Source organism: Rhizobium ecuadorense (assembly GCF_001187535.1).
GTDB lineage: Bacteria > Pseudomonadota > Alphaproteobacteria > Rhizobiales > Rhizobiaceae > Rhizobium > Rhizobium ecuadorense.
Genome location: NZ_LFIO01001107.1, coordinates 203,089 through 223,678 on the forward strand (window position 1 = coordinate 203,089; position 20,590 = coordinate 223,678).

Here is a 20,590-nt window from a genome sequence, read left to right on the forward strand (position 1 = left end):
GATCAATCCTGGGGTTGCTGTGTTGTATAGGAAAAATGGCCTGGCAGATCGGCGAGCCGCGGCAGTGTCTTGTCCTTGTCTGATGATACCATCTCTCTCTCATCGAAGGGCCAGCGAATGCCGATCGCCGGATCGTTCCATGCGATGCCCCGATCATGCTGCGGGCTGTAGGGCGCGGTTACCTTGTAGCTGATGACGCTGTTCGGCTCGATCGTTGCGAAACCGTGTGCGAAACCGGCCGGTATCCAGAGCTGCGTGCCGGTCTCCGGCGAGAGCTCCTGAGAGAGCCATTTGCCGAAGCTCGGTGATCCCACGCGGATATCGACGACGACATCCATGATCCGGCCGGCAAGGCAGCGCACCAGCTTGCCCTGTGCGAAGGGTGGGATCTGGAAATGCAGCCCGCGGACGGTACCGGCCTGCGCCGAGAGCGATTCATTGTCCTGGATGAATGTGACGTCGGCCACATTTTCCCGGAACCAGGCATCCTTGAAGACCTCGGAAAAGTAGCCGCGGTGATCGCCGAAGCGTGGCGGGGTGATTGCAACGATGCCCTCGATGGCCGCGGTCTCAATGCGCATGACGTACCTTTTCTGTGGCCTTCATCAGGCGCCCGCCTTCATGACGCTCATCAGCATGTCCGCCTGCGAGCGGCTCCGCATGGCGGCAAGACCTGCTGCGGCAATGGCATCGCGCTCGTCGGCATCTGCGACCAGCTTGTAGCAGCGCTCGATCATGTCGTCATAAGGCTCGATTGCCAAGCCGCCGATGAAGGGCTGGAGGTCCGGATCGCGGATGTCGCCTTCCGTCAGCACGCAGACGCGATTGGCGAGCAGATAGGAAATGCGCACGATCTCGAAGACGCCGCTCGCATAATGATGGATGTTGATCACGATCTTGGAGCGCGCAATGGCCGCATCGCGTTCCGCACCATAGATGTTGAAGAGATGCGCGACCTTGAGCCCGCCGTCCTTCAGCGTCTTCAGAATATGGTGGCGGCGTTCGTTCATCGAGCCGTAGAAGAGCACGTCGATATCTTTGACGGCGGCGTGGCTTATCTGGCTGAGGCAGCGGCTATAGCCGATTTCGAGCACGCCGGCGTGATCGATGCCCTTGGCGGCGAGATTTTGCCGGTTGCGCGGGCTGTAGTCGAGAACCGGAAGTGACTTTAGGACCGAGGTGTAGCGCGAATTGATCCAACTGCTTTCTTCGGACACCTGCTCGAGATTGATGAGGATGCTGTCCTTCGGCAGATGGCTGACGATTTCGGCGGCGAGAAGATTGCCGCCATAGATGATCGGCGCACGGCCGGCGAAGGCGTTCATGTCGCGGACGATCGGCGCCGAGCCGCCGAGTTCCTCGAAGGCGCCTTGCAGGCCGAGCGCGACTTCGTCGAAGGCGTGGCTGTGATTGTAGTTTTCGGGCGTCACGATCCAGATGCAATGACGGTCCTTGTGTGCCTGCCATCCGCCGGCAAAGGGCTGCAACAGGTTGCGGAGCGACTGCTCGATCTTCGGCGCGGCCGGTATAGCGGGCCTTTCCGTCTGTAGCGGCTGCTGCGACACCGGAGCGGCGCCTGAAGGCTGCTGGGCATAGGCGCGCATCAATTCGCGGCCGCCGATAAATTGGCCGCGCGGCATCCAGCCGGGCGGATCATCGGCCCCCCAGATCAGATGCGGCTGCTTGATGAGCGGCTGGCGGCCTTGCTGCCACGCGTTGAGGAGAGCATCTTCAGGACTCCGCAGAAAGGCTTCCTTGGCGGCGAAGAGGCCATGCAGCACCCGGCCGAGGCGGACGCCGAACTTCCATTCGAAATCGGCAAGGGTCGGCACGAAGGCAGCGACCTTCAATCCGGAGGCAATAGCCTGCTGGACATAAAGGCCGAGCAGACGCTCGATCACGAAGGGGCGCATCTTCGCGTTGGCATCGCGTGAGTAGTGAGCCGTACCGGAGTATGCGTTGCCCGCCGCAGTGCCGGCGCGCGCCTGGTTTTCCAGCGATTCGAGAATGCGTTCGCAAAAGGCGAAATACCCGGACCAGAATTTCCGGTTGCCGCAGAAATAGTTGCAGAACAGGAAGGCAATCTTGTCCTGCGGCGGCGCGATCGGATAGCCGAGCTCCTGGAGATGCAGGAAGATCGGCTCCATGCCGGGATGACCGCCAAGCAGCGAATGTTCCCAGACGTTGCTGTAGATCGCCGCGTGGCCGATCAGCGGATTGTAAAGATAGGCGTCCGCACCTTCCGCCCTGGCCTTTTCCGCTTCCGTGACGAAGGACGGGAAGCTCGTCACCGACTTCATCTCGAATTTGCTCGAAAGCAGCCCCCAGAACACGTCGTCGCCGAGACCGATCGCCTCATGATGCTGATGCAGCGTGAGAAAGAGTTCGTATTCGCGGGTCGTCGCCTGCGTATTGAACGAGATGTCCAACGGCATGGCCGCCGCGTCGAGCTGGCTGCGTTGCGAAGGATCGAGGTAAGGCTGATAGATAATGACGGATCCCGTGCCGGCCGCTTTCTCCGTGAGAAGCGCCAGATTGGGAAGACCGGCCGGCAAAGAGGAAATGGGCTGATTGATCGTCAAGGCGTCGTCCTTCGCGCATGGCTACCGTTTTCGTGATTCACGAAACGGCATTCGGGCTGGTTCTGGTGTCGACTATTGGACGTGAAGCTTGCGCCACACTGTTGGGCAGGAATTTCGCTGGTCAGCCTGGGAACAGGTTAAGCCGTGATGTTCGCGCCAGGCCAATTGCGTGCTAGTGCCCAACTTTGGACGGCGTCATGAAAAACGAAAAGATCTATGTAACGAAGCCCAGCCTGCCGCCGCTCGAAGAATTCATTCCTTCGCTGGAAGCTATCTGGAACAATCGCATCCTGACCAATGGCGGGCCTTTCCACGAGCAACTGGAGCAGGAGCTCTGCAGCCATCTCGGCGTGAAGCACATCAGCCTGTTTTCGAACGCCACCGTTGCGTTGCTGACGGCGCTTCAGGCGCTCCGCGTCACGGGCGAAGTCATCACCACGCCTTATTCCTTCGTGGCCACTTCGCATTCGCTTCTCTGGAACGGCTTAAAGCCCGTCTTCGTCGACGTCGATCCGGTGACGCTCAATCTCGATCCAGCGAAGATCGAGGCAGCGATCACGCAGCAGACGACGGCGATCATGCCGGTGCATTGCTACGGCCACCCTTGCGACGTCGATGCGATCCAGAAGATCGCCGATCTCTACAATCTCAAGGTCATCTATGATGCCGCCCATGCCTTCGGCGTGGAAGACGAACGGGGAAGCATTCTCAATCACGGCGACCTTTCCATCCTGAGCTTCCATGCGACGAAGGTTTTCAACACATTCGAAGGCGGGGCTATCATCTGCCCTGATGTCAAGACGAAGACCCGCATCGACCAGTTGAAGAACTTCGGTTACGTCGATGAAGTGACCGTGGTGGCGCCAGGCACGAACGGCAAGATGAGCGAATTCAACGCTGCGCTCGGCCTGTTGCAGCTGAAATACATCAAGCTCGCACTCGAAAGGCGTGAGCTCATCGATGCTGCATACCGCGAGCGGCTCCGCGGCGTTGCGGGCATAGAATGTCTGGACCGTTCCGGCGAGACCGTCTCCAATTTCTCGTATTTCCCGATCCTCGTACGCCCTGGCTATCCCATTTCACGCGATGGGCTCTATGAATGGCTGAAGGAAAACAATATTCATCCGCGCCGCTATTTCTATCCGCTGATTTCAAACTTTTCGATGTACCGCAGCCTGCCTTCCGCGCACCCCTCGAATCTGCCGGTCGCAACCGAAGCCGCAGAGCAGGTGCTCTGCCTTCCCATCTATCCGGACATGGAGATGGAGATCGTCGACAAGGTCTGCGCGCTCATTGCGTCGGCTTAAAAACAGTATTCGGACTGTCATCTCGCACTGCAGATCGAAAGTATCTGCGGTGCGAGATCGCGCTCCGATAGGCTAGGCCGCCATTTGTCAGCAGACTTGAAGGGTGAGCTCTGGTGGCGGGTGACCAGACAAGAAATCGCCAACGGGCGCATTGCCGGCCGCTGCTCATACGAAAAGCGGCGTGACCATCGATCACGCCGCCTTCTTTTATCCCTCAGAAGCCGATTAAAGCGCCAGTTGCGGAGCTTGGATTTCGATTCGCTCCGTCACCGGGCGCCGTGCGCCTTGCGGCTCAATCTCGACCCAACGGTTCTCAAGCCGCGAGCGTTCGATCGCTTCCAGCAGCCTTAGTCCTTCCTCCGCCTCCGCGAGCCCAAGTACGTAGGGATGGGGCAGGCTTGCGGTATTGTGCTTACGTTGCAGCAGGGCGTCAGCAAGGTCGGCATAATAATTCGCGAAGGCTTCGATGAAGCCCGAGGGGTGGCCCGCCTTGAACCGCTCGTAGCGGGTATCGTTAGCGATCATGATATCCGGGCTGGCGCGATCGAGGATCTGCTTGCGGCCGTTGCAGTCGTAGAAATAGGCAACCTCGGGGGTCTCTTGAAGCCATTCGATCGACGCCTTGGAGCCATAGAGCCGCACACGCAGGCCATTGCGTTGCCCAAGCGCGGTCTTACCGTACCACATGCTGCAATGCAGGCCGCCGGCGCAGCGCACTAGGGCCTGCACATTGTCCAGCACCTGAGGAAAGTTACCGAAACTCTGGCTCGTTGCGCAGACTTCTTTCGGCTCGCGCTGAGTGAGGAAATGCAGCAGCGAGTGCACATGAACGCCAAGATCGAGCGAAACCGTCGGTACGGCGCCGTCGCGCAGGCGCCAATCCTGCGGCGTCATCGGCGTCCCGTCACGGCGGAAACGGAGGAAGCTCTCCTGCGGCATCTCAACATGAATCTGCTGCAATTCACCGAAAACACCTTGCTCGACCATGCTGCGGATTTCGCGGAGCATGGGGTATCCCGTATAGTTGTAGGTTACGGCCAGAAAGGCTCCGTTATTGCGCGCATTGTCGATCTTGCGCGTCTCGGCGCTCGAACCGGCAAGTGCCTTTTCCGAGATCACCGAAATACCTGCCTCGAGTGCGGCGACAACCTGCTTGGTATGCTGCTGCGTCGGCGTAAGCACGACGAGAGCATCGATGTTGCCGGCCTCTTTCGAGAGCAAGGTATCGAAGTCGGCATGGCAGCGCTCCGGCAAAATGCGGTACTGCCTCGCCGTTTCGCGATTGATGTCGTCATGGCGGCTGAAGCAGCCGGCGACAAGATCGAATTTCTGATCGAGCTCGATTGCATCGCGATGAGCGCGACCCACAGCGGAATTGACGGCACCGCCTAGAAAGGCGAGGTGCAGCTTCTCCGGTACTCCATGGCTTGAGCGGGTCATGCGAGATCTCCTTGCATCGTTTGGAGCGAAATGAACGTTTTGAAATCCGGCGCCACCTTCAGCATCTCGTCTCGGGTCTCGAAACGGGCGTAAAGGATAGCAAGCTTGTCGAGCGGTGCCGAATTCATCGGCTTGCCGGTGGTCTTGAGCTGCGCGATGCGTACATCGGATGATGGAATGGAATGCGAGAACGAAAACGGCGTCGAGGGCGTTTCAGAGGTGATGGTGTGGCGCCCGAAGAACAGCGGTGGATTGAAACGCGGTCTGACGGAAAACTCCTCACCCAGCAGCAGCGTTATGACGAGGTCAGCATAATCAATGCCGAGAGACTGATCGACAAGCGAGCCGTAAAGATCGCCCGGACAGCGCCGCATGCATTCGACGATCCAGACATCGTCGTCATTCGACAGGAACTGCGTGTGAATCAGGCCGTCCTGCAGTCCGAGCAGCTTGACGACGCGCGCCATAATGGCCCGCGTCTTCGAGCGGAGGGTATCGGAAAGGCGCGAGGGATGGTTCGATGAATCGACCTGGTATGGATAGACTGTGCAATATTCGTCAACGAAGACATCGAAGACGATCTCCTGGTTCTTGATGAAGGCGGAATGGCTGTGCAGGCTGCCTTCGATAAATTCTTCGATAACGATCTCCGCCGTGCGCGAGTTGCGCCGGGCATCGGCGATAGCGTCGGCAAGTTCTTCTCGGTCGAAAACTTTCGTGACACCACGGCCGCTGAAACTGTCGCTTGGCTTCACCAGCAACGGATAGCGCAGCGCGCCAGTCTCCATCAGCGAGCCGCCATGCAGGCGAACCGAACGCGGCGCGGGGATATCGTACTGCTCGGTAAAGCTACGGAACGCCTGCTTCGTGTGAATGATCGTCGCGGTTTCCATCGAATCGAAGCGTGGAAATCCGAGTTTTTTTGCAACGAAGGTGGTCGACATATAGGCAACGTCATTGCCCGTCGGCACGATGAAATCGAAATCGCCGTTCTCGACGAGGACAAGCAGCGCGTTCGGATCGCTGTAGTCGATGGCGTGCGACTGATCCGCATGCGCGTGGCAGGGCTCATCCGGCCGGTTTCCGCAAACGGAAATATGCAGGCCGCGCCTTTTCAAAGCGAATAGAAGAGGTACTGCGCTGAAGTTACTGCCGACAAGCAATGCTCTCTTGGTCATTCTCAAATCCATTCCACGCCCCTCTGGATGGGTCAGATGCGCTGCACGTTGACCTGTTGGAACGGCACAGACCGAAACAGGGTGTGCCGTTCCACTTCGTCCGGTTTCGCGAAAGACTGAAACGGACGCGATGGCGAGAGTCATAGGATGCGGGCGTTGCCTGAGGCTTGCCGTCTGGGCGGCGTCTGTGTTCATCCCGGCGTCGCTGCCTTGTTTGTGGGAAGCAGACGGGCCGCCTTGTTAAGCCGAGTACCATCTCATACGCTTTCAGCTATGATTCCAACGTCCGAATCGGACAAAGATGCAGACTGCAGCTGCGAAAAGAGACGCCGAGCAATGAATGAAAAACTGCCTGATCTGATTGAAGGCGAGCGTATCTTCTTCCAAAAGGTGTTCGAACGGCAGTCCCGCGCGACAATGGAGATGCGAGAGCAATGGCGCTCGGAAACGATTCTTCAGCGAAGAAGACGCGTGTCGTCGGAGATCTACGACCTGCTTGGCGGGGTGGTGAAATACGGTCCGTTCAAGGGGCTTTCGCTTGCGAAGAACAACTGGTGGGGCGGCGGCGACTTCGGGTCGATGCTCTTGGGCCTCTATGAGAATGAAGTATTGGATTTCCTGTTCTCCGAAAGATTGGATGGCTTTGAGAGCTTCGTCGACGTCGGCGCGGCCGATGGATACTATGCGATCGGCATGCTTCGGTCGGGTCGGGTGAAAAACGCCGTCTGTTTCGAGCTAAGCGAGGAAGGGCAGCGCACCATTGCATCGAATGCCGAGTCGAATTCCGTGTCGGACAGGATCGAAATATTCGGCGCCGCAGACAGGCTGTTTTATGAAAAGCTCAGCCACCTTGATCTGGCGAAAACAGTCGTTCTCGTTGACGCCGAGGGTGCGGAATTCGAAATCTTCGACGACGACTCCTTGGCGGCCCTGAAACAGGCGACGATCGTCATCGAGATCCACAATTGGGTTGAGGATTTCTGGGACAAATACACCCGTTTCCTCACCTCGGCCGCAGCGTTGTTCAATGTCGAATTCATTGCTCCCGCAGTCAGGGACCTGACGCAGTTTCCGGAATTGAACGATTTCACTGACGACAACCGCTACCTTATTTGCTCCGAGGGGCGGCCAAACGTTATGCGCTTCATGATCTTGACGTCCAAGGGCTGATTGCGCCGACAGACTGGAGCGCAGAAAACCCTCCAGTCTGTCATTCAGGGCACGGCATTGCCTTCCAATCTTGCCGATACTCCGACCGAACTCCAGAAGTCCCGGGTGAAGAGATAGCCGAATTCCTTTTCCTCGCGCTCCATTTTGAGCGTGGCATTCAGGATATCATGCAGCTTCGGCAAATTGTAATAGGGAACCGACGGCAGCAGGTGGTGCTCGGCGTGGTAATTCATGTTGGCATAGAAGAATGCGACCGGTGCCGGCAGGTTGACCGTTCTTGAAAAAAGAAGCGCGCTTTCGTCCTTGTGGTCTTCAAGACCGACGTGTTGCGCAAGCGCCAGGATACGATTCGGCAGCGATCCGACGAACGGCGTGACAAAAAACATGAGAGCGAGCGCAGGCGACCGCGTCACCAGGAAAAACAGCCCCAGGCAGATGGCGTTGAGCGCAAGCATAGAGATCGCATCGGATTGCGCCGCGCGCCGTTCGGGAGGCATCAGTTTCAGTCGGATGCCCTTGCCGAAATAAGCTTCGTAGCCGAAGGCATTGCAGAGCGCATAGAGAATCCGCCTGCAAAGGCTTTGATAATCAAGCAGGACGAGACGCGCTGCACCCAGTAAGTCGAGCGGAAAATCGCGATATATTTCGCTGTCATCCTCATGAAAAGTGGAAGCGTGGTGGAACTGATGGCTTTTTTCGAAATAGCTCGGATTGTTCCAGGTCACATAGGAAAACAGCTTGAAGAGCAGCGTGTTCAGCCATTTCCTGCTGAAGACCTTCTTGTGAAACAGCTCATGGCCGATGCCGGCATAGCCGGCGAACTGCCATAGGACGGCGTTAAGATAAAAGGCTGCGACAGCAAGCGCGGGATAGCTGCCTTCCCATGCGCGGACCATCGCCAAAAGCAGGCCGGCATGGATGCCGATCCTGAGCGCGAGGTGGGAATAAGCGATCCAGTCGTTCGATGCCGTTAGTTCCCGGAACTCGTCCTTCGTCAACAGGCTGCCGATTTTGATCTCGCTAGCACCCATGATCAGAGCTCTATGTTGACCAACGCAAAGGCCACAAGGCTGTTTGCGACATGGAAGACCACCTGCGATTTCGAGAACTCCGCCAAATACTCGGTGACGTCCCCGTGGATCTTAGAATTGTAGTCATGCCAGACGATGACGCCACGTTTGACGATGCCGAATGCGTTTTCCGTATCCGCCCGGACGATCTGGTGCTCATGCCCGCCATCAATGAAGATCATCTCGGCCGACTGGAAGGCCTCCTTGAAATTGATCGTCGTCGAGTCTTCCTTGACTAGCGTCAGGCGCTTCCTTTGCGCCTCCGTGATCGACGCGAGATAGGCTTCTCCGTCGATTTCCTGGCGCTTGCGGAGATAATCGTCATTCTGCTCGGCGGACGACAAGGCGCTGCGCTCGTCGGTCTCTGCCAGATGCGCCGTGAGGCCCCTCGGCAGGTCGATGGAGACCACGTTGCAGTCTTCCGGCGTGTTTTCGATGAAAAGGCGTGTGGTGAAACCCTTGTAGGTGCCGATCTCGATGATCTTGTGGGGCGTCACGATCTTGGCGAGCAGCACCAAGACAACCTGGTCGACAAGCGTGATGCTGCCGATTTCAATCGGCGGCAGGCTGGCGGTATATTCTTTCGCGATCTGTAATTCGTCGGCGAGTTCCAAAAGCGCGCGCAATTTCAGTTCGTAAATTCCCGATTTCGCGGCAAGCGCGAAGCGTAATGCCTCGGCACTTTCAATGAGCTTCTGCATCCCTGATCCCGTGATTCCGTCCATTGCGATTTAATCCTTTGCGATTTCTATTGCGCCTGCTGGGAATTAGAGACGTGTGCTGATGCGGGCGATCCGTTCATCCAGTTCCGGGAACGATCCTCTCCAGTAGGAATAGTGATTGACGAGGTTCCGATAGGCGACGGGCAGATCGGAGGGCTGCAGGTAGCCCTTCTCGATCGCGAGATCGAGCACTTCCTCGTAGTAGGTGATCGAATAGATGAAATAGCGGTTGGCCACCGGGTTGGACTGTGAATTGGTGTGCTGGCGAAAATAAGAGAGAGGCATGGGATGCCCGACGATCGCCCCGCGGAGGGAAAGCCCGACCCAGGAGGAAAGATCGAGTGGCCCGGAAATGATGCCATCGACGACCTTGAAAAGACCGAAACGGCCGGATTCATCGAAGCAATCGGCCGTTCGCATGAGCACCGACGAGAATTCGCCAAGCAGATTATGATGCTTGACGGCGGTGATGCGTATGAAGTCGTGACCCTCGATCACCTTCAGAGAGCCTTCGACCATCAATCCGTTGCCGAGATTTGTAACCTGGTTTCGCTCGTCGATGAAATAGCGCGGGGAAAACGCGAGTTTCGTTCCTCTGTTCTGTGTGGCTTCAAGCGCCTGGAGCAGGTACTGGATGCAGAACGGATTGAGGACGTCATCGTCGAAGAGATATTTGATGTACTCGCCGCTGGCGAGCCCGGCGAGCCGTATGACGTTTTTGTACTCGGCAGGATCCGGATTGCGGCTGTACTGGATAACGCCTGAGTATCTCTCGCAGATTTTCTCGATTGCATCCGTCGGGCAATCGTCAGAGACAATGATTTCCGTGTCATCGAAACTTTGCGCGATTGCGCTCTTCAGGGCGAGTTCAAAGAAATCGGGCTTGTAGGCCGGTATACAGATCGACACGCGCGGCAAATGCTTCTCCCCTTGAAACGCCTCTCTCCAGCCTGCGTCGGCGAGAGCGGTGGCCGGCTCTCCGAAGGACCGAAGCAGACCACTTGCCGTGACCATAGAACGCGGACGTTACGCGAGGCTTGCGCAGAAGGAGAAGGCCAAGCGGCAAATAAGGCCGCTGATCTGGCCAGATGGATAGATAGTTTCCTGGAGAAAGTAGCGCGCCCTCGGGCATTCGCAACTCCGCATTCCACGAACATCGGGCCGGTGCGGTGGACGCTCCGCGTCACGCTGCCCCTTGGCGGCATTCCCTACCGCGAAAACTGAATGATCTCGCCGTTATACTGCGTGCGCGTGATCTCGCGAAAACCGAGTTTGGCTGCGACCCTGAGCGAAGCCTGGTTTTCCGGGCTGATGATGCAGCTCATCGGTTTTCCCGGAAAATAGCGCTCCGCCCAGCCGATCAGCGCAGTCAGCGCCTCGGTGGCATAACCGCGGCCATGCGCCGAGGGCATCAGTGCCCAGCCGGCCTCCATCGTTCCCTCGATCGACGGTTCCATCTCGCGGCGGGATTCCATGAATCCCGCTTCGCCGATGAACCGGCCGCTCGCCTTTTCCTCGATTGCGAGAAAGCCGAAGCCCATATGGTGCCACATGCCGGCAATTCGCAGCAGGCGGCTCCAGCTCTGTTCGCGCGTCGATGGGATGCCGCTGATAAAGCGAACGACATGCTCGTCCGCCCAGAGTCCCGCATGTGCCTCGAAATCGTCGAGGCGGTGAGGGCGGAGCGTCAGCCGCTCGGTTTCGAGAGTTGGAATGTCGGTCATATCGGGTCCTTCAGGCGCCGGGCTCGCCGTCCCAATAGTCGAGATCGCTTTCCGGCCGGCCGATATGGCGGAAGCGTTGAGGTTTGCTATCGCCCCTATTGGTCTTGGCGAGAAATTTTCCGGAATCGGGATATTCGACGATCTCGGTCTTCGCCATCGTCGAGATGCCGAGATAGACGAGCGGAGCCGTGCCTGTGTTGATGATCTGGTGCGCCGTTTCCGGCCCGCCGGCCGGGGCGCCGAGCGCGTCGCCCGCCTTGATCGCATGGCGTTCGCTGCCGAAGCGGTATTCGCCGGTGCCTGAAATCACGTAGAAAAGCTCGTCTTCGACATGGTGATTGTGGAAGGGGCAGCCCGATTTGCCCGGCGGCACCTCGTTGTAGCTGATGCCGAGGCCGGTCAGGCCGAGAAGGGTGCCGAACGAAGTGTCGAGGCTTTCATAGAGCGCGCCCTGTTGCCAGTGGTCGAGCTTGAGATCGGCGATATTGATCACCGCCTTCGATTCCCTGGCCATGATGTCCTCCTGTTGCAGGAAGAGAAACCATCATCGCCTGTGAAAATTCAATGGTTTTCTGGAAAATCGCCGACATAAGCGGAGAAAGGCATAGGCGGAGAAAAGCATGGGCGGAGAGGAGACCGCCGCCCATGCTTTGAGCGCCGCGCACCGAAAGGGACGCGATGCGCTGAAGCGTCAGCGGACGTAGAAGGTCAGGCTTCCGTCGGCTGCCTGTTCGGCATTGACGATGTTGCGGACGTCGACGCCCTCGTTGTTGAGCCGACGGGCCAGCGACCTGTTGGCGTCGATCGAGGCCTGGATGGCATGAACGGCCTGGCCGGAACGTTCCGGCGCCGAGCGCGGCCCGGTGCTCTCGTCGTCGAGATTGCGCCAGTTATGGACCTGCTCGACGTTGAAATCACTGCCGTGGAAGGTCCGGAGTGTCTGCTCGATGCCCTGGGCAGTATTCATCCCGAGGCTTTCGGCCCGGCTGACGCCGGCAAATGCGAGGGAGGAGAGGGCTGCAGCGAGGGTGATAGTGACAACGCGGTTCATGATTATATCCTTTCATCTGCTTTGACGGTCGGCTGTCGTTGCAGGGGATCGTCTGTCACGACATGGAATTGGCGTTCTTCTCCGCGCGATTCAATAGGTTAAGTCACTGAAAACCCATTAAGAATTGTTCATGAAATCCGCCTTCGAATTGCCGTTTTCCAGGCATGCGGAAAAACTGGCTCGAAAGGCCTGCCGAGCGGTGCGGTCGTGGCGCGGCTATCCCCTTGCGGATATTTCCTCTTTGGTGCTGCGGCATCGGGCGAAAGTGCTTGCCATTCTGGTGAAGGCATGTTTTGACCGCGGGCTGCCGAGTGGAAAACGCCCCACAAAACGAAGGTGAACCATGCCGAGAGAGACCGCTCCCCATATTTTGATCGTTGAGGCCCGCTTCTACGACGACATGGCCGACGCCCTGCTCGAAGGCGCGACCTTCGCATTGGAACAGGCCGGCGCCACCTTCGAGGTCGTCACCGTTCCCGGCGCACTGGAAATTCCGGCGGCGATTGCCATGTCGCTCGATGGAGACGACAATGGCGGAACGCATTATGATGGCTATGTCGCCCTTGGCATGGTCATTCGCGGCGAGACCTATCACTTCGATATCGTGTCGAACGAATCCTCGCGCGCATTGATGGATCTTGCGGTCAGCGAGTCGCTTGCCATCGGCAACGGCATTCTGACCGTCGAAAATGACGAACAGGCATGGGCGCGTGCGCGCCGCTCGGACAAGGACAAGGGCGGATTTGCCGCCCGCGCGGCTCTGACGATGATCGAGCTGAAGCAGAAACTGGGTGCATAAAGAATGAACGACGACAAGACGGAACGGCCGGTCAAGACTGCAAACCAGCGGGGCGCTGCCCGTCTTGCTGCCGTTCAGGCACTTTATCAGATGGATGTCGGCGGCACCGGCGTTTTGGAAATCGTCGCCGAATACGAGGCGCACCGTCTTGGCCAGGAACTCGACGGCGCGACCTATCTGAAGGCCGATGCCGGCTGGTTCCGTTCGATCGTTTCCGGCGTCGTGCGCGATCAGACCCGTCTCGATCCTCTGATTGCCGCAGCCCTGCAGGATGATTGGGCCTTGTCGCGCCTCGACAGCACCGTGCGCGCCATTCTGCGCGCCGGCGTCTTCGAGATCACCGACCGCAAGGACGTGCCGGTGGCGGTCATCGTTACCGAATATGTCGAGATCGCCCAGGCCTTCTTCGACGACGACGAGCCGAAGCTCGTCAATGCGGTGCTCGACCGCATTGCCAAGCAGGTTCGCGGCGAGACGAAGAAGTAAGTCTTTAGCCGCCAAACAATCTCCCTAAGTCTTTCTTCGCACTGCAACGGTTTTCGCCGGTTGCGGTCTTGACGCCACGTGATCGACCACGCAATCTCCGCACCGCTTAGCTGTGGCATTTCTGTGGAGAGGAAGGCGATTCGGCGGCGTATCTGCCGGAGGAGGAGTGATCTCCGGCCTATGGGAGGAAAGAGCGAAATGACGATTCTTTTATGCGTAATCGCATGCGGTCTGCTCTCGGTGGTCTATGCCGCCTGGGCAACCCGGTCGGTGCTTGCCGCCGATCAGGGCAATAGCCGCATGCAGGAGATCGCGGGCTATATCCGCGAAGGCGCCCAAGCCTATCTGACGCGCCAGTACAGAACCATTGCCCTCGTTGGCGTCGTTGTTTTCATCGCAGCCTGGCTGCTTCTTTCCGCCACGGCCGCCATCGGCTTTCTGATCGGTGCCGTGCTTTCCGGGGCTGCCGGTTTCATCGGCATGCACGTCTCCGTCCGCGCCAATGTGCGCACCGCCCAGGCGGCTTCCGCCAGCCTCTCCGCCGGTCTCGACATCGCCTTCAAGTCTGGTGCGATCACCGGCATGCTGGTGGCTGGCCTCGCCCTGCTCGGCGTCTCCATCTACTATACCATTTTGACCTTTGGCCTTGGCCATGAGAGCGGTTCGCGCGAAGTCATCGATGCGCTGGTGTCGCTCGGCTTCGGCGCTTCGCTGATCTCGATCTTCGCCCGTCTTGGTGGCGGCATCTTCACCAAGGGCGCCGATGTCGGCGGCGACCTCGTCGGCAAGGTGGAAGCCGGCATTCCCGAGGACGATCCGCGCAACCCGGCAACGATTGCCGATAACGTCGGCGACAATGTCGGCGACTGCGCCGGCATGGCCGCCGACCTCTTCGAGACCTATGCGGTCTCCGTCGTCGCCACCATGGTTCTCGCTGCTATCTTCTTTGCCGGCGCACCGATCCTGCAGTCTGCGATGATCTATCCGCTGGCGATCTGCGGCGCCTGCATCATCACCTCGATCATCGGCACCTTCTTCGTCAAGCTCGGCTCGAACGGCTCGATCATGGGCGCTCTCTACAAGGGGCTCATCGTCACCGGCCTGCTGTCGATCGTCGGTCTCGGCGCCGCCACCTCGCTGACGGTTGGCTGGGGCTCGCTCGGCACCGTCGCCGGCGCCGACGTGACCGGCACGAACCTCTTCGTCTGTGGTCTTGTCGGCCTCGTCGTCACCGCGCTGATCGTCGTCATCACCGAATATTACACCGGCACCGGCAAGCGTCCGGTCGTGTCGATCGCCCAGTCGTCGGTCACCGGTCACGGCACCAACGTCATCCAGGGCCTGGCGGTCTCGCTGGAATCGACCGCCCTGCCGGCCATCGTCATCGTCGGCGGCATTCTTGCCACCTATCAGCTCGGCGGCCTGTTCGGCACCGGCATCGCGGTCACCGCCATGCTCGGCCTTGCCGGCATGATCGTCGCTCTCGACGCCTTCGGCCCGGTCACCGACAATGCCGGCGGCATCGCCGAAATGTCGCATCTGCCGCCTGAGGTGCGCAAGTCGACCGACGCGCTCGACGCCGTCGGCAACACCACCAAGGCTGTCACCAAGGGCTACGCGATCGGCTCGGCCGGTCTCGGCGCGCTGGTGCTCTTTGCCGCCTACGCCAACGACCTGAGGTATTTCGCGGCCCATGGCGACCAATATCCCTATTTCGCCAATATCGGCGAAATCTCGTTCGAATTGTCGAACCCCTATGTCGTCGCCGGCCTGCTGTTCGGCGGCCTGATCCCCTATCTCTTCGGCGGCATCGCCATGACGGCCGTCGGCCGCGCCGCCGGCTCGATCGTCGAAGAGGTGCGCCGTCAGTTCAAGGAGAAGCCGGGCATCATGCAGGGCACGGACAAGCCGGACTACGGCAAGGCCGTCGACCTTCTGACCAAGGCCGCCATCCGCGAAATGCTGGTGCCGTCGCTGCTGCCGGTGCTGGCCCCAATCGTCGTTTATTTCGGCGTGCTGCTCATCTCCGGCTCCAAGGCCTCGGCCTTCGCCGCGCTTGGCGCATCGCTGCTCGGCGTCATCATCAACGGTCTCTTCGTCGCCATCTCGATGACATCGGGCGGCGGCGCCTGGGATAATGCCAAGAAGAGCTTCGAGGACGGCTTCGTCGACAAGGACGGCGTGCGTCACATGAAGGGTTCGGATGCGCACAAGGCTTCCGTCACCGGCGATACCGTCGGCGATCCCTACAAGGATACCGCCGGCCCTGCCGTCAACCCGGCGATCAAGATCACCAACATCGTCGCGCTGCTGCTGCTCGCCGTTCTCGCCGGTTGATACATCCAGGCACTGCGGTTCGCCGCGGTACCATACCCTGACCAATAAAAAACCCGCCGGAAGGCGGGTTTTTTATTGGAGGTCTCTAACGCATCGGGCCGATGCGTAGATTCAAAGAGTGACAGCGTCCTTTGCGCGTCTCGGATGGCGCGCGGCGCTGCAGCCGATCAGCGCAGGCTGCTCGGATTCTGCGGTGTGCCGCCGGCGCCGCCGCCGAACAGGCTGCGGGCAGCACTTGCAGCGCTGCCGCCGGATAGCATCTGCTGCAGGAAGGTGAGTTCCTTGCCGCCGGTCGGCGTGACGCGTCCGATCGTGTCGAACACCTTGCCGTCCTGCAGCGCATAATTGGCGCGGCGGCTGACGACGCCGTCCTTGTCGAAATAGACCGCCAGAACGCTCTGGTCGACGACCTTCAGCTTCTGGAAGGCGACCGCACGCGTGCGCCGCTGCGAGATGTAATAAAAGACTTCGCCGTCGAAGGTCGCGGTCGTCGACGGGGTGCCGAGCGAAAGCAGCACCTGCTCGCGACTGGATCCCTCAGGAACGAGGTTCAGCGATTGCTGATCGGCGACGTATCCGCCATTGAGCACGGTGCTGGTCTGGCAACCGGAAAGAGCTGTGGTGGAGGCGATTATAAAGGCAATGGCCGCACTGCTGAAGAATTTCACGTCAGACTTGAAATACCGTTTCTTCAACGACATCTACTCCCTTGAGTGTCGATAGCAGCCATTTGGGGCCTTGCACGCTTTACCTCCTGCAAAACCATTGTGGCCATTCCGGGTCGAATATCCCGAATTCGCTTCGCTGACGCGTCGAGGGCGTCGTCCCGAAACTGGCCACGATCGGCATTGCAATTCGCGCCTGCTTCGGTAAACCAGCTTTCGAAATCATGCAACAAGGCCAGAGGCCAGCCGGCGTGAAGAATGAGGCATTTCCGGAAAAAACAATGATCTTCGGGCTGTTCCGTAGGAAAAACAACAATCAGGCAATCGTCGACAGGCAATATGCGCTGCTGACGGCGGCCGCGCGCATGCCGGAGATTTATGAGCGGCTCAATGTGCCGGATACGGTCATGGGCCGTTTCGAGATGCTGTCGATCGCCATGATTCTGTTTTTCCGCCGCACGCGCAGCTCCGCCGTGAGCGGCCAGGAGATCGCCCAGGAGATCGTCGACGCCTTCTTCCAGGATATCGACTATTCGATCCGCGAACTCGGCATCGGCGACAACAGCGTGCCGAAGCGCATGAAGAAGCTCGCCGGCATGTTTTACGGCCGGCTCGAAGCCTATTCGAAGGCGATGGACACGGGTGATACCGAAGCGCTGGCCCTGGCGCTCACGCGCAATATCTATCCGGAAAGCCCGGCGCCGGCCGATATGTCCGGCCTCGCAAGCTGGATGATCGCCGCGGAATCGCATCTGTCGGCTCTCGCCGAAGAGGAGATCGCCACCGGTTCGGCAACGCTCCCGCCAGTTGCTTAAGGAGGAAATCATGAAGAGCCATCGGGACGATGTTCCCTTCTCCTATCACGTCAAGGTCGGCCATATCTCGGCCAATCCCGTCGAGGTTCATGTCGAGGCCGACGCCAGCGAATTGAAGGCGCTTGCCGAGAGCTGGAACGTCGTCTCCGTCGACGATCTCAGCGCCGATCTGCAGATTGCCCGCTGGAAGCGCGACGGCGTGCGCATCAAGGGCCGCGTGAAGGCGAAAATCGTCCAGTCCTGCGTCGTGACGCTGGAGCCGGTCGAATCCGCCATCGACGAGAGCTTCGAGCAGATCTTCGTGCCTGAAGGTTCCAAGCTTGCCCGCCAGGCCGGCAATGATGCCGGCGAGATGCTGCTCGATCCCGACGGTCCCGATCTGCCCGAAACCTTTGTCGGCGATACGATCGATGCCGGCGAGGTGGTTGCCGAATTCGCCGCTCTTGCGATCGATCCCTATCCGCGGAAGGAAGACATCGAATTCGCAGGCCATATCGAGGATAGCGGAGAGGACGACAAAAAGCCCTCGGCTTTCGCTGCCCTCAAGGATTGGAAAAAGGACTGAAGCGCCTCTGGCATTTGACATAATTCAGTTGTAAGCGACGCCAAAACCGGTATTTTGGCCGAAATTTCGCCCTCGGCGAAAAGAAGGATCAGGGACGCGTGATCAGAATATCTCTCGACCTCATGGGTGGCGACTTTGGTCCCCAGGTTGTCATCCCAGGCGCCGCCAAGGCGCTGGACCGGCATCCGGATATTTTCTTCGTTTTCTACGGTCTCAAGGAACAGTGCGATCCGGTTCTCGCAAAATTTCCGAAACTCAAGGAAAAATCGCTTTTTCACGATTGCGAGCTTGCCGTCAGCATGGGTGAGAAGCCGAGCCAGGCGCTGCGCCGCGGCCGTTATATCTCCACCATGTGGCGCTCGATCGAGGCGGTGAAGACCGGGGAGGCCGATGTCGCGGTCTCGGCCGGCAATACCGGGGCGCTGATGGCGATGGCGAAGTTCTGTCTGCGCACCATGGCCAATATCGAGCGCCCGGCGATCGCGGCGATCTGGCCGACGCTGAAGGGTGAGAGCATCGTGCTCGATGTCGGCGCGACGATCGGCGCCGATGCGCAGCAGTTGATGGATTTCGCCCTGATGGGCGGCGCCATGGCGCGGGCGCTGTTCGAGGTCGAGCGTCCGACGATCGGCCTTCTGAATGTCGGCGTCGAGGAGATGAAAGGCCAGGAAGAGGTCAAGGAGGCCGGCCGGCTGCTGCGCGAGGCGAACATCGATTCGCTCGAATATTCCGGCTTCGTCGAGGGCAACGACCTTGGCAAGGGCACGGTCGACGTCGTCGTCACCGAAGGTTTTTCCGGCAATATCGCTTTGAAGACCGCCGAAGGCACCGCCAAGCAGATCGCCGAATATCTGCGTGCCGCCATGTCGCGCACGCTGCTTGCCCGCATCGGCTACCTCTTTGCCAAAAGCGCCTTCGACCTGCTTCGCGAGAAGCTCGATCCGAGCAAGGTCAATGGTGGCGTGTTTCTCGGCCTGAACGGCATTGTCATCAAGAGCCATGGCGGGGCGAATGCCGAAGGCATCGCAGCGGCCATCGAAGTCGGCTATGATATGGCCAAGAACGGCCTCAATCAGAAAATAGAAAACGATCTTAAGAAATATCATGCCAAGCGGCTGCCCCCGATGGGCCCGGAAGCTGCATGAGCAATGGGGTTCAATCGAATATGATCCGTTCAGTGGTTCGCGGGTTCGGAGCCGCACTTCCGAAGCGCGTGATGACCAATGGTGACATGGAGGCGATCGTCGACACGTCGGACGAATGGATCGTCCAGCGCACCGGCATCCGCCAGCGTTATGTCGCCGGTGATGACGAGACGACGGCCTCGCTGGGGGAGGCCGCCGCGCGTGCCGCCCTTGCCAATGGCGGACTGACGCCCGCCGATATCGATATGATCATCTGCGCCACATCGACGCCGGATAACACCTTTCCGGCAACCTCGGTCAATATCCAGAACCGCCTCGGCATGAGCCACGGCTTCGCCTTCGACGTTCAGGCCGTCTGCACCGGTTTCGTCTATGCGGTCACGACGGCGGATGCCTATATCCGCGGCGGGCTCGCCAAGCGCGTTCTCGTCATCGGCGCTGAAACCTTTTCACGCATTCTCGACTGGAACGACCGCACCACCTGCGTGCTGTTCGGTGACGGCGCCGGCGCGATCGTGCTCGAAGCGGCCGAAGGCGAGGGCACCGTTGCCGATCGCGGCGTGCTGACCGCGCATCTGCGTTCCGATGGCTCGCACAAGGAAAAGCTCTATGTCGATGGCGGACCGTCGACGACGGGCACCGTCGGCAAGCTGCGCATGGAAGGCCGCGAGGTCTTCAAATACGCCGTCGGCATGATTACCGATGTCATTCAGGCTGCCTTCGATTCCACAGGCACGACCGCCGAGGACCTCGACTGGCTGGTGCCGCATCAGGCCAATCGGCGCATCATCGACGGCTCGGCCAAGAAGCTGAACATCGATGCGGCGAAGGTCGTCGTCACCGTGGATCTGCACGGCAATACCTCGGCGGCCTCGATCCCGCTCGCGCTCGCGACCGCTGCCGGCGACGGCCGCATCAAGAAGGGCGACCTGGTGATGCTCGAAGCGATGGGCGGCGGTTTCACCTGGGGCGCCGTTCTGCTGCGCTGGTAGCCACGAATCCAAAAAAAACTGACGGCGAACAAGAGCTTGACCGTAAGGCGCAAGACAAATACTCTTTGCGCGATTTCACAAAATATTTGTAATGGGCGGGGAAACCATGACCGGAAAAACAGTGACGCGAGCAGACCTGGCGGAATCCGTTTTCCGAAAGGTCGGGCTTTCCCGGACCGAATCTGCGGAACTTGTGGAAACCGTCATCGACGAAGTTTGCAACGCCATCGTGCGCGGTGAAACCGTCAAGCTGTCCTCCTTCGCCACTTTCCAGGTGCGCGACAAGAACGAGCGGATCGGCCGCAACCCGAAGACCGGCGAAGAGGTTCCGATTTCTCCCCGCCGGGTCATGACTTTCAAGGCGTCGAACGTGCTGAAGACGCGCATCCTCAAGGCGCATGTGTCTCGCAAGGTCAAGCTGAAGCCGCAGAATCCGGCCTCCTGATCATCGGCTTGCCGTTTCTGAACGGCTTTTTTCCCTTCGCACTGTCCTGCGTTGTGCGCAACGTCGAGACATGACTTGAATTGTCGGCGCCAAACCG

Annotated in this window: 22 protein-coding genes; 11 read left to right on the forward strand and 11 right to left on the reverse strand. The window is 59.3% G+C overall.

Annotation, left to right across the window (positions count from 1 at the left end; genetic code table 11):
• Positions 1-2: 2 nt before the first annotated feature.
• Entirely contained in the window at positions 3-581 is a 579-nt protein-coding gene (rfbC, locus tag AF337_RS23175; protein WP_049733986.1) for a dTDP-4-dehydrorhamnose 3,5-epimerase, read from the reverse strand.
• A gap of 24 nt (positions 582-605) precedes the next feature.
• The gene (locus AF337_RS23180) at positions 606-2,582 is read right to left on the reverse strand and encodes a hypothetical protein (protein WP_049733987.1); all 1,977 of its coding nucleotides are present in this window, start codon (positions 2,580-2,582) and stop codon (positions 606-608) included.
• Positions 2,583-2,779: 197 nt separating this feature from the next.
• On the opposite strand from AF337_RS23180, the gene AF337_RS23185 reads away from it, so the two are divergent.
• Positions 2,780-3,889, forward strand: coding sequence for a DegT/DnrJ/EryC1/StrS family aminotransferase (locus AF337_RS23185; RefSeq protein ID WP_049734142.1), 1,110 nt, complete (start codon positions 2,780-2,782; stop codon positions 3,887-3,889).
• A 225-nt stretch (positions 3,890-4,114) separates the two neighbouring features.
• On the opposite strand, the gene AF337_RS23190 is transcribed toward AF337_RS23185, so the two are convergent.
• Together AF337_RS23190 and AF337_RS23195 are read right to left on the reverse strand one after the other, a co-directional pair.
• A complete protein-coding gene (locus tag AF337_RS23190; protein ID WP_049733988.1) occupies positions 4,115-5,329 on the reverse strand; it encodes a Gfo/Idh/MocA family protein in 1,215 nt (404 codons plus the stop codon).
• Positions 5,326-6,507, reverse strand: coding sequence for an ATP-grasp domain-containing protein (locus tag AF337_RS23195; protein ID WP_244471297.1), 1,182 nt, complete (start codon positions 6,505-6,507; stop codon positions 5,326-5,328). Before AF337_RS23195 ends, AF337_RS23190 begins: the two co-directional genes overlap by 4 nt.
• A gap of 147 nt (positions 6,508-6,654) precedes the next feature.
• Here AF337_RS23195 and AF337_RS23200 point away from each other — a divergent pair, with 147 nt between their 5' ends.
• Entirely contained in the window at positions 6,655-7,677 is a 1,023-nt protein-coding gene (locus tag AF337_RS23200; RefSeq protein ID WP_152971162.1) for a hypothetical protein, read from the forward strand.
• A 44-nt stretch (positions 7,678-7,721) separates the two neighbouring features.
• On the opposite strand, the gene AF337_RS23205 is transcribed toward AF337_RS23200, so the two are convergent.
• The 6 genes from AF337_RS23205 to AF337_RS23230 form a co-directional block, all read right to left on the reverse strand.
• On the reverse strand, positions 7,722-8,708 hold the full coding sequence (locus AF337_RS23205) for a fatty acid desaturase family protein (protein WP_049733991.1): 987 nt from the start codon (positions 8,706-8,708) through the stop codon (positions 7,722-7,724).
• A gap of 2 nt (positions 8,709-8,710) precedes the next feature.
• Entirely contained in the window at positions 8,711-9,448 is a 738-nt protein-coding gene (locus tag AF337_RS23210) for a class I SAM-dependent methyltransferase (protein WP_049733992.1), read from the reverse strand.
• 66 nt (positions 9,449-9,514) lie between these two features.
• The gene (locus AF337_RS23215) at positions 9,515-10,378 is read right to left on the reverse strand and encodes a glycosyltransferase family 2 protein (protein ID WP_244471299.1); all 864 of its coding nucleotides are present in this window, start codon (positions 10,376-10,378) and stop codon (positions 9,515-9,517) included.
• A 299-nt stretch (positions 10,379-10,677) separates the two neighbouring features.
• Positions 10,678-11,193 carry a GNAT family N-acetyltransferase gene (locus tag AF337_RS23220; protein WP_049733994.1) on the reverse strand — a complete coding sequence of 172 codons (516 nt, stop codon included), beginning with the start codon at positions 11,191-11,193 and terminating at the stop codon, positions 10,678-10,680.
• 10 nt (positions 11,194-11,203) lie between these two features.
• Positions 11,204-11,707, reverse strand: a complete 504-nt coding sequence (locus AF337_RS23225; RefSeq protein ID WP_049733995.1) for a cupin domain-containing protein — start codon at positions 11,705-11,707, stop codon at positions 11,204-11,206.
• A 177-nt stretch (positions 11,708-11,884) separates the two neighbouring features.
• The gene (locus AF337_RS23230; RefSeq protein ID WP_049733996.1) at positions 11,885-12,244 is read right to left on the reverse strand and encodes a hypothetical protein; all 360 of its coding nucleotides are present in this window, start codon (positions 12,242-12,244) and stop codon (positions 11,885-11,887) included.
• 130 nt (positions 12,245-12,374) lie between these two features.
• On the opposite strand from AF337_RS23230, the gene AF337_RS42495 reads away from it, so the two are divergent.
• The 4 genes from AF337_RS42495 to AF337_RS23245 all read left to right on the forward strand — a co-directional run bounded on the left by AF337_RS42495 (position 12,375) and on the right by AF337_RS23245 (position 15,866).
• Positions 12,375-12,584: a hypothetical protein gene (locus AF337_RS42495; RefSeq protein WP_152971163.1), complete on the forward strand. Its 210-nt coding sequence runs from the start codon at positions 12,375-12,377 to the stop codon at positions 12,582-12,584.
• A 3-nt stretch (positions 12,585-12,587) separates the two neighbouring features.
• Positions 12,588-13,043, forward strand: coding sequence for a 6,7-dimethyl-8-ribityllumazine synthase (ribH, locus tag AF337_RS23235; RefSeq protein WP_003574043.1), 456 nt, complete (start codon positions 12,588-12,590; stop codon positions 13,041-13,043).
• Between the two features lie 3 nt (positions 13,044-13,046).
• Positions 13,047-13,529 carry a transcription antitermination factor NusB gene (gene nusB / locus AF337_RS23240; protein WP_003587419.1) on the forward strand — a complete coding sequence of 161 codons (483 nt, stop codon included), beginning with the start codon at positions 13,047-13,049 and terminating at the stop codon, positions 13,527-13,529.
• A gap of 198 nt (positions 13,530-13,727) precedes the next feature.
• Positions 13,728-15,866 (forward strand): sodium-translocating pyrophosphatase, encoded by a 2,139-nt coding sequence (locus AF337_RS23245; protein WP_049733997.1) that lies wholly within the window; start codon positions 13,728-13,730, stop codon positions 15,864-15,866.
• Between the two features lie 167 nt (positions 15,867-16,033).
• Here the strand turns inward: AF337_RS23245 and AF337_RS23250 are convergent, their stop codons facing one another.
• Positions 16,034-16,567 carry an outer membrane protein assembly factor BamE gene (locus tag AF337_RS23250; protein ID WP_007626276.1) on the reverse strand — a complete coding sequence of 178 codons (534 nt, stop codon included), beginning with the start codon at positions 16,565-16,567 and terminating at the stop codon, positions 16,034-16,036.
• Between the two features lie 188 nt (positions 16,568-16,755).
• Here AF337_RS23250 and AF337_RS23255 point away from each other — a divergent pair, with 188 nt between their 5' ends.
• From AF337_RS23255 to AF337_RS23275, 5 genes are all read left to right on the forward strand, one after another.
• A complete protein-coding gene (locus AF337_RS23255; protein ID WP_082336853.1) occupies positions 16,756-17,346 on the forward strand; it encodes a ubiquinol-cytochrome C chaperone family protein in 591 nt (196 codons plus the stop codon).
• Between the two features lie 10 nt (positions 17,347-17,356).
• Positions 17,357-17,911 carry a YceD family protein gene (locus AF337_RS23260; RefSeq protein ID WP_049733999.1) on the forward strand — a complete coding sequence of 185 codons (555 nt, stop codon included), beginning with the start codon at positions 17,357-17,359 and terminating at the stop codon, positions 17,909-17,911.
• Between the two features lie 98 nt (positions 17,912-18,009).
• A complete protein-coding gene (gene plsX / locus AF337_RS23265) occupies positions 18,010-19,056 on the forward strand; it encodes a phosphate acyltransferase PlsX (RefSeq protein WP_049734000.1) in 1,047 nt (348 codons plus the stop codon).
• Positions 19,057-19,076: 20 nt separating this feature from the next.
• Positions 19,077-20,048 carry a beta-ketoacyl-ACP synthase III gene (locus tag AF337_RS23270; RefSeq protein WP_049734143.1) on the forward strand — a complete coding sequence of 324 codons (972 nt, stop codon included), beginning with the start codon at positions 19,077-19,079 and terminating at the stop codon, positions 20,046-20,048.
• 106 nt (positions 20,049-20,154) lie between these two features.
• Positions 20,155-20,493 carry an integration host factor subunit alpha gene (locus tag AF337_RS23275; protein ID WP_003574027.1) on the forward strand — a complete coding sequence of 113 codons (339 nt, stop codon included), beginning with the start codon at positions 20,155-20,157 and terminating at the stop codon, positions 20,491-20,493.
• Positions 20,494-20,590 lie beyond the last annotated feature (97 nt).

Excerpts from the sequence above, each read along its gene's own strand:
- rfbC (WP_049733986.1), bottom strand. The coding sequence starts at position 581 with ATGCGCATTGAGACCGCGGCCATCGAGGGCATCGTTGCAATCACCCCG.
- AF337_RS23185 (WP_049734142.1), top strand. The coding sequence starts at position 2,780 with ATGAAAAACGAAAAGATCTATGTAACGAAGCCCAGCCTGCCGCCGCTC.
- AF337_RS23190 (WP_049733988.1), bottom strand. The coding sequence starts at position 5,329 with ATGACCCGCTCAAGCCATGGAGTACCGGAGAAGCTGCACCTCGCCTTT.
- AF337_RS23195 (WP_244471297.1), bottom strand. The coding sequence starts at position 6,507 with ATGACCAAGAGAGCATTGCTTGTCGGCAGTAACTTCAGCGCAGTACCT.
- AF337_RS23200 (WP_152971162.1), top strand. The coding sequence starts at position 6,655 with ATGCGGGCGTTGCCTGAGGCTTGCCGTCTGGGCGGCGTCTGTGTTCAT.
- AF337_RS23205 (WP_049733991.1), bottom strand. The coding sequence starts at position 8,708 with ATGGGTGCTAGCGAGATCAAAATCGGCAGCCTGTTGACGAAGGACGAG.
- AF337_RS23210 (WP_049733992.1), bottom strand. The coding sequence starts at position 9,448 with ATGCAGAAGCTCATTGAAAGTGCCGAGGCATTACGCTTCGCGCTTGCC.
- AF337_RS23220 (WP_049733994.1), bottom strand. The coding sequence starts at position 11,193 with ATGACCGACATTCCAACTCTCGAAACCGAGCGGCTGACGCTCCGCCCT.
- AF337_RS23225 (WP_049733995.1), bottom strand. The coding sequence starts at position 11,707 with ATGGCCAGGGAATCGAAGGCGGTGATCAATATCGCCGATCTCAAGCTC.
- AF337_RS23230 (WP_049733996.1), bottom strand. The coding sequence starts at position 12,244 with ATGAACCGCGTTGTCACTATCACCCTCGCTGCAGCCCTCTCCTCCCTC.
- AF337_RS42495 (WP_152971163.1), top strand. The coding sequence starts at position 12,375 with ATGAAATCCGCCTTCGAATTGCCGTTTTCCAGGCATGCGGAAAAACTG.
- ribH (WP_003574043.1), top strand. The coding sequence starts at position 12,588 with ATGCCGAGAGAGACCGCTCCCCATATTTTGATCGTTGAGGCCCGCTTC.
- nusB (WP_003587419.1), top strand. The coding sequence starts at position 13,047 with ATGAACGACGACAAGACGGAACGGCCGGTCAAGACTGCAAACCAGCGG.
- AF337_RS23245 (WP_049733997.1), top strand. The coding sequence starts at position 13,728 with ATGACGATTCTTTTATGCGTAATCGCATGCGGTCTGCTCTCGGTGGTC.
- AF337_RS23250 (WP_007626276.1), bottom strand. The coding sequence starts at position 16,567 with ATGTCGTTGAAGAAACGGTATTTCAAGTCTGACGTGAAATTCTTCAGC.
- AF337_RS23255 (WP_082336853.1), top strand. The coding sequence starts at position 16,756 with ATGCAACAAGGCCAGAGGCCAGCCGGCGTGAAGAATGAGGCATTTCCG.
- AF337_RS23260 (WP_049733999.1), top strand. The coding sequence starts at position 17,357 with ATGAAGAGCCATCGGGACGATGTTCCCTTCTCCTATCACGTCAAGGTC.
- AF337_RS23270 (WP_049734143.1), top strand. The coding sequence starts at position 19,077 with ATGATCCGTTCAGTGGTTCGCGGGTTCGGAGCCGCACTTCCGAAGCGC.
- AF337_RS23275 (WP_003574027.1), top strand. The coding sequence starts at position 20,155 with ATGACCGGAAAAACAGTGACGCGAGCAGACCTGGCGGAATCCGTTTTC.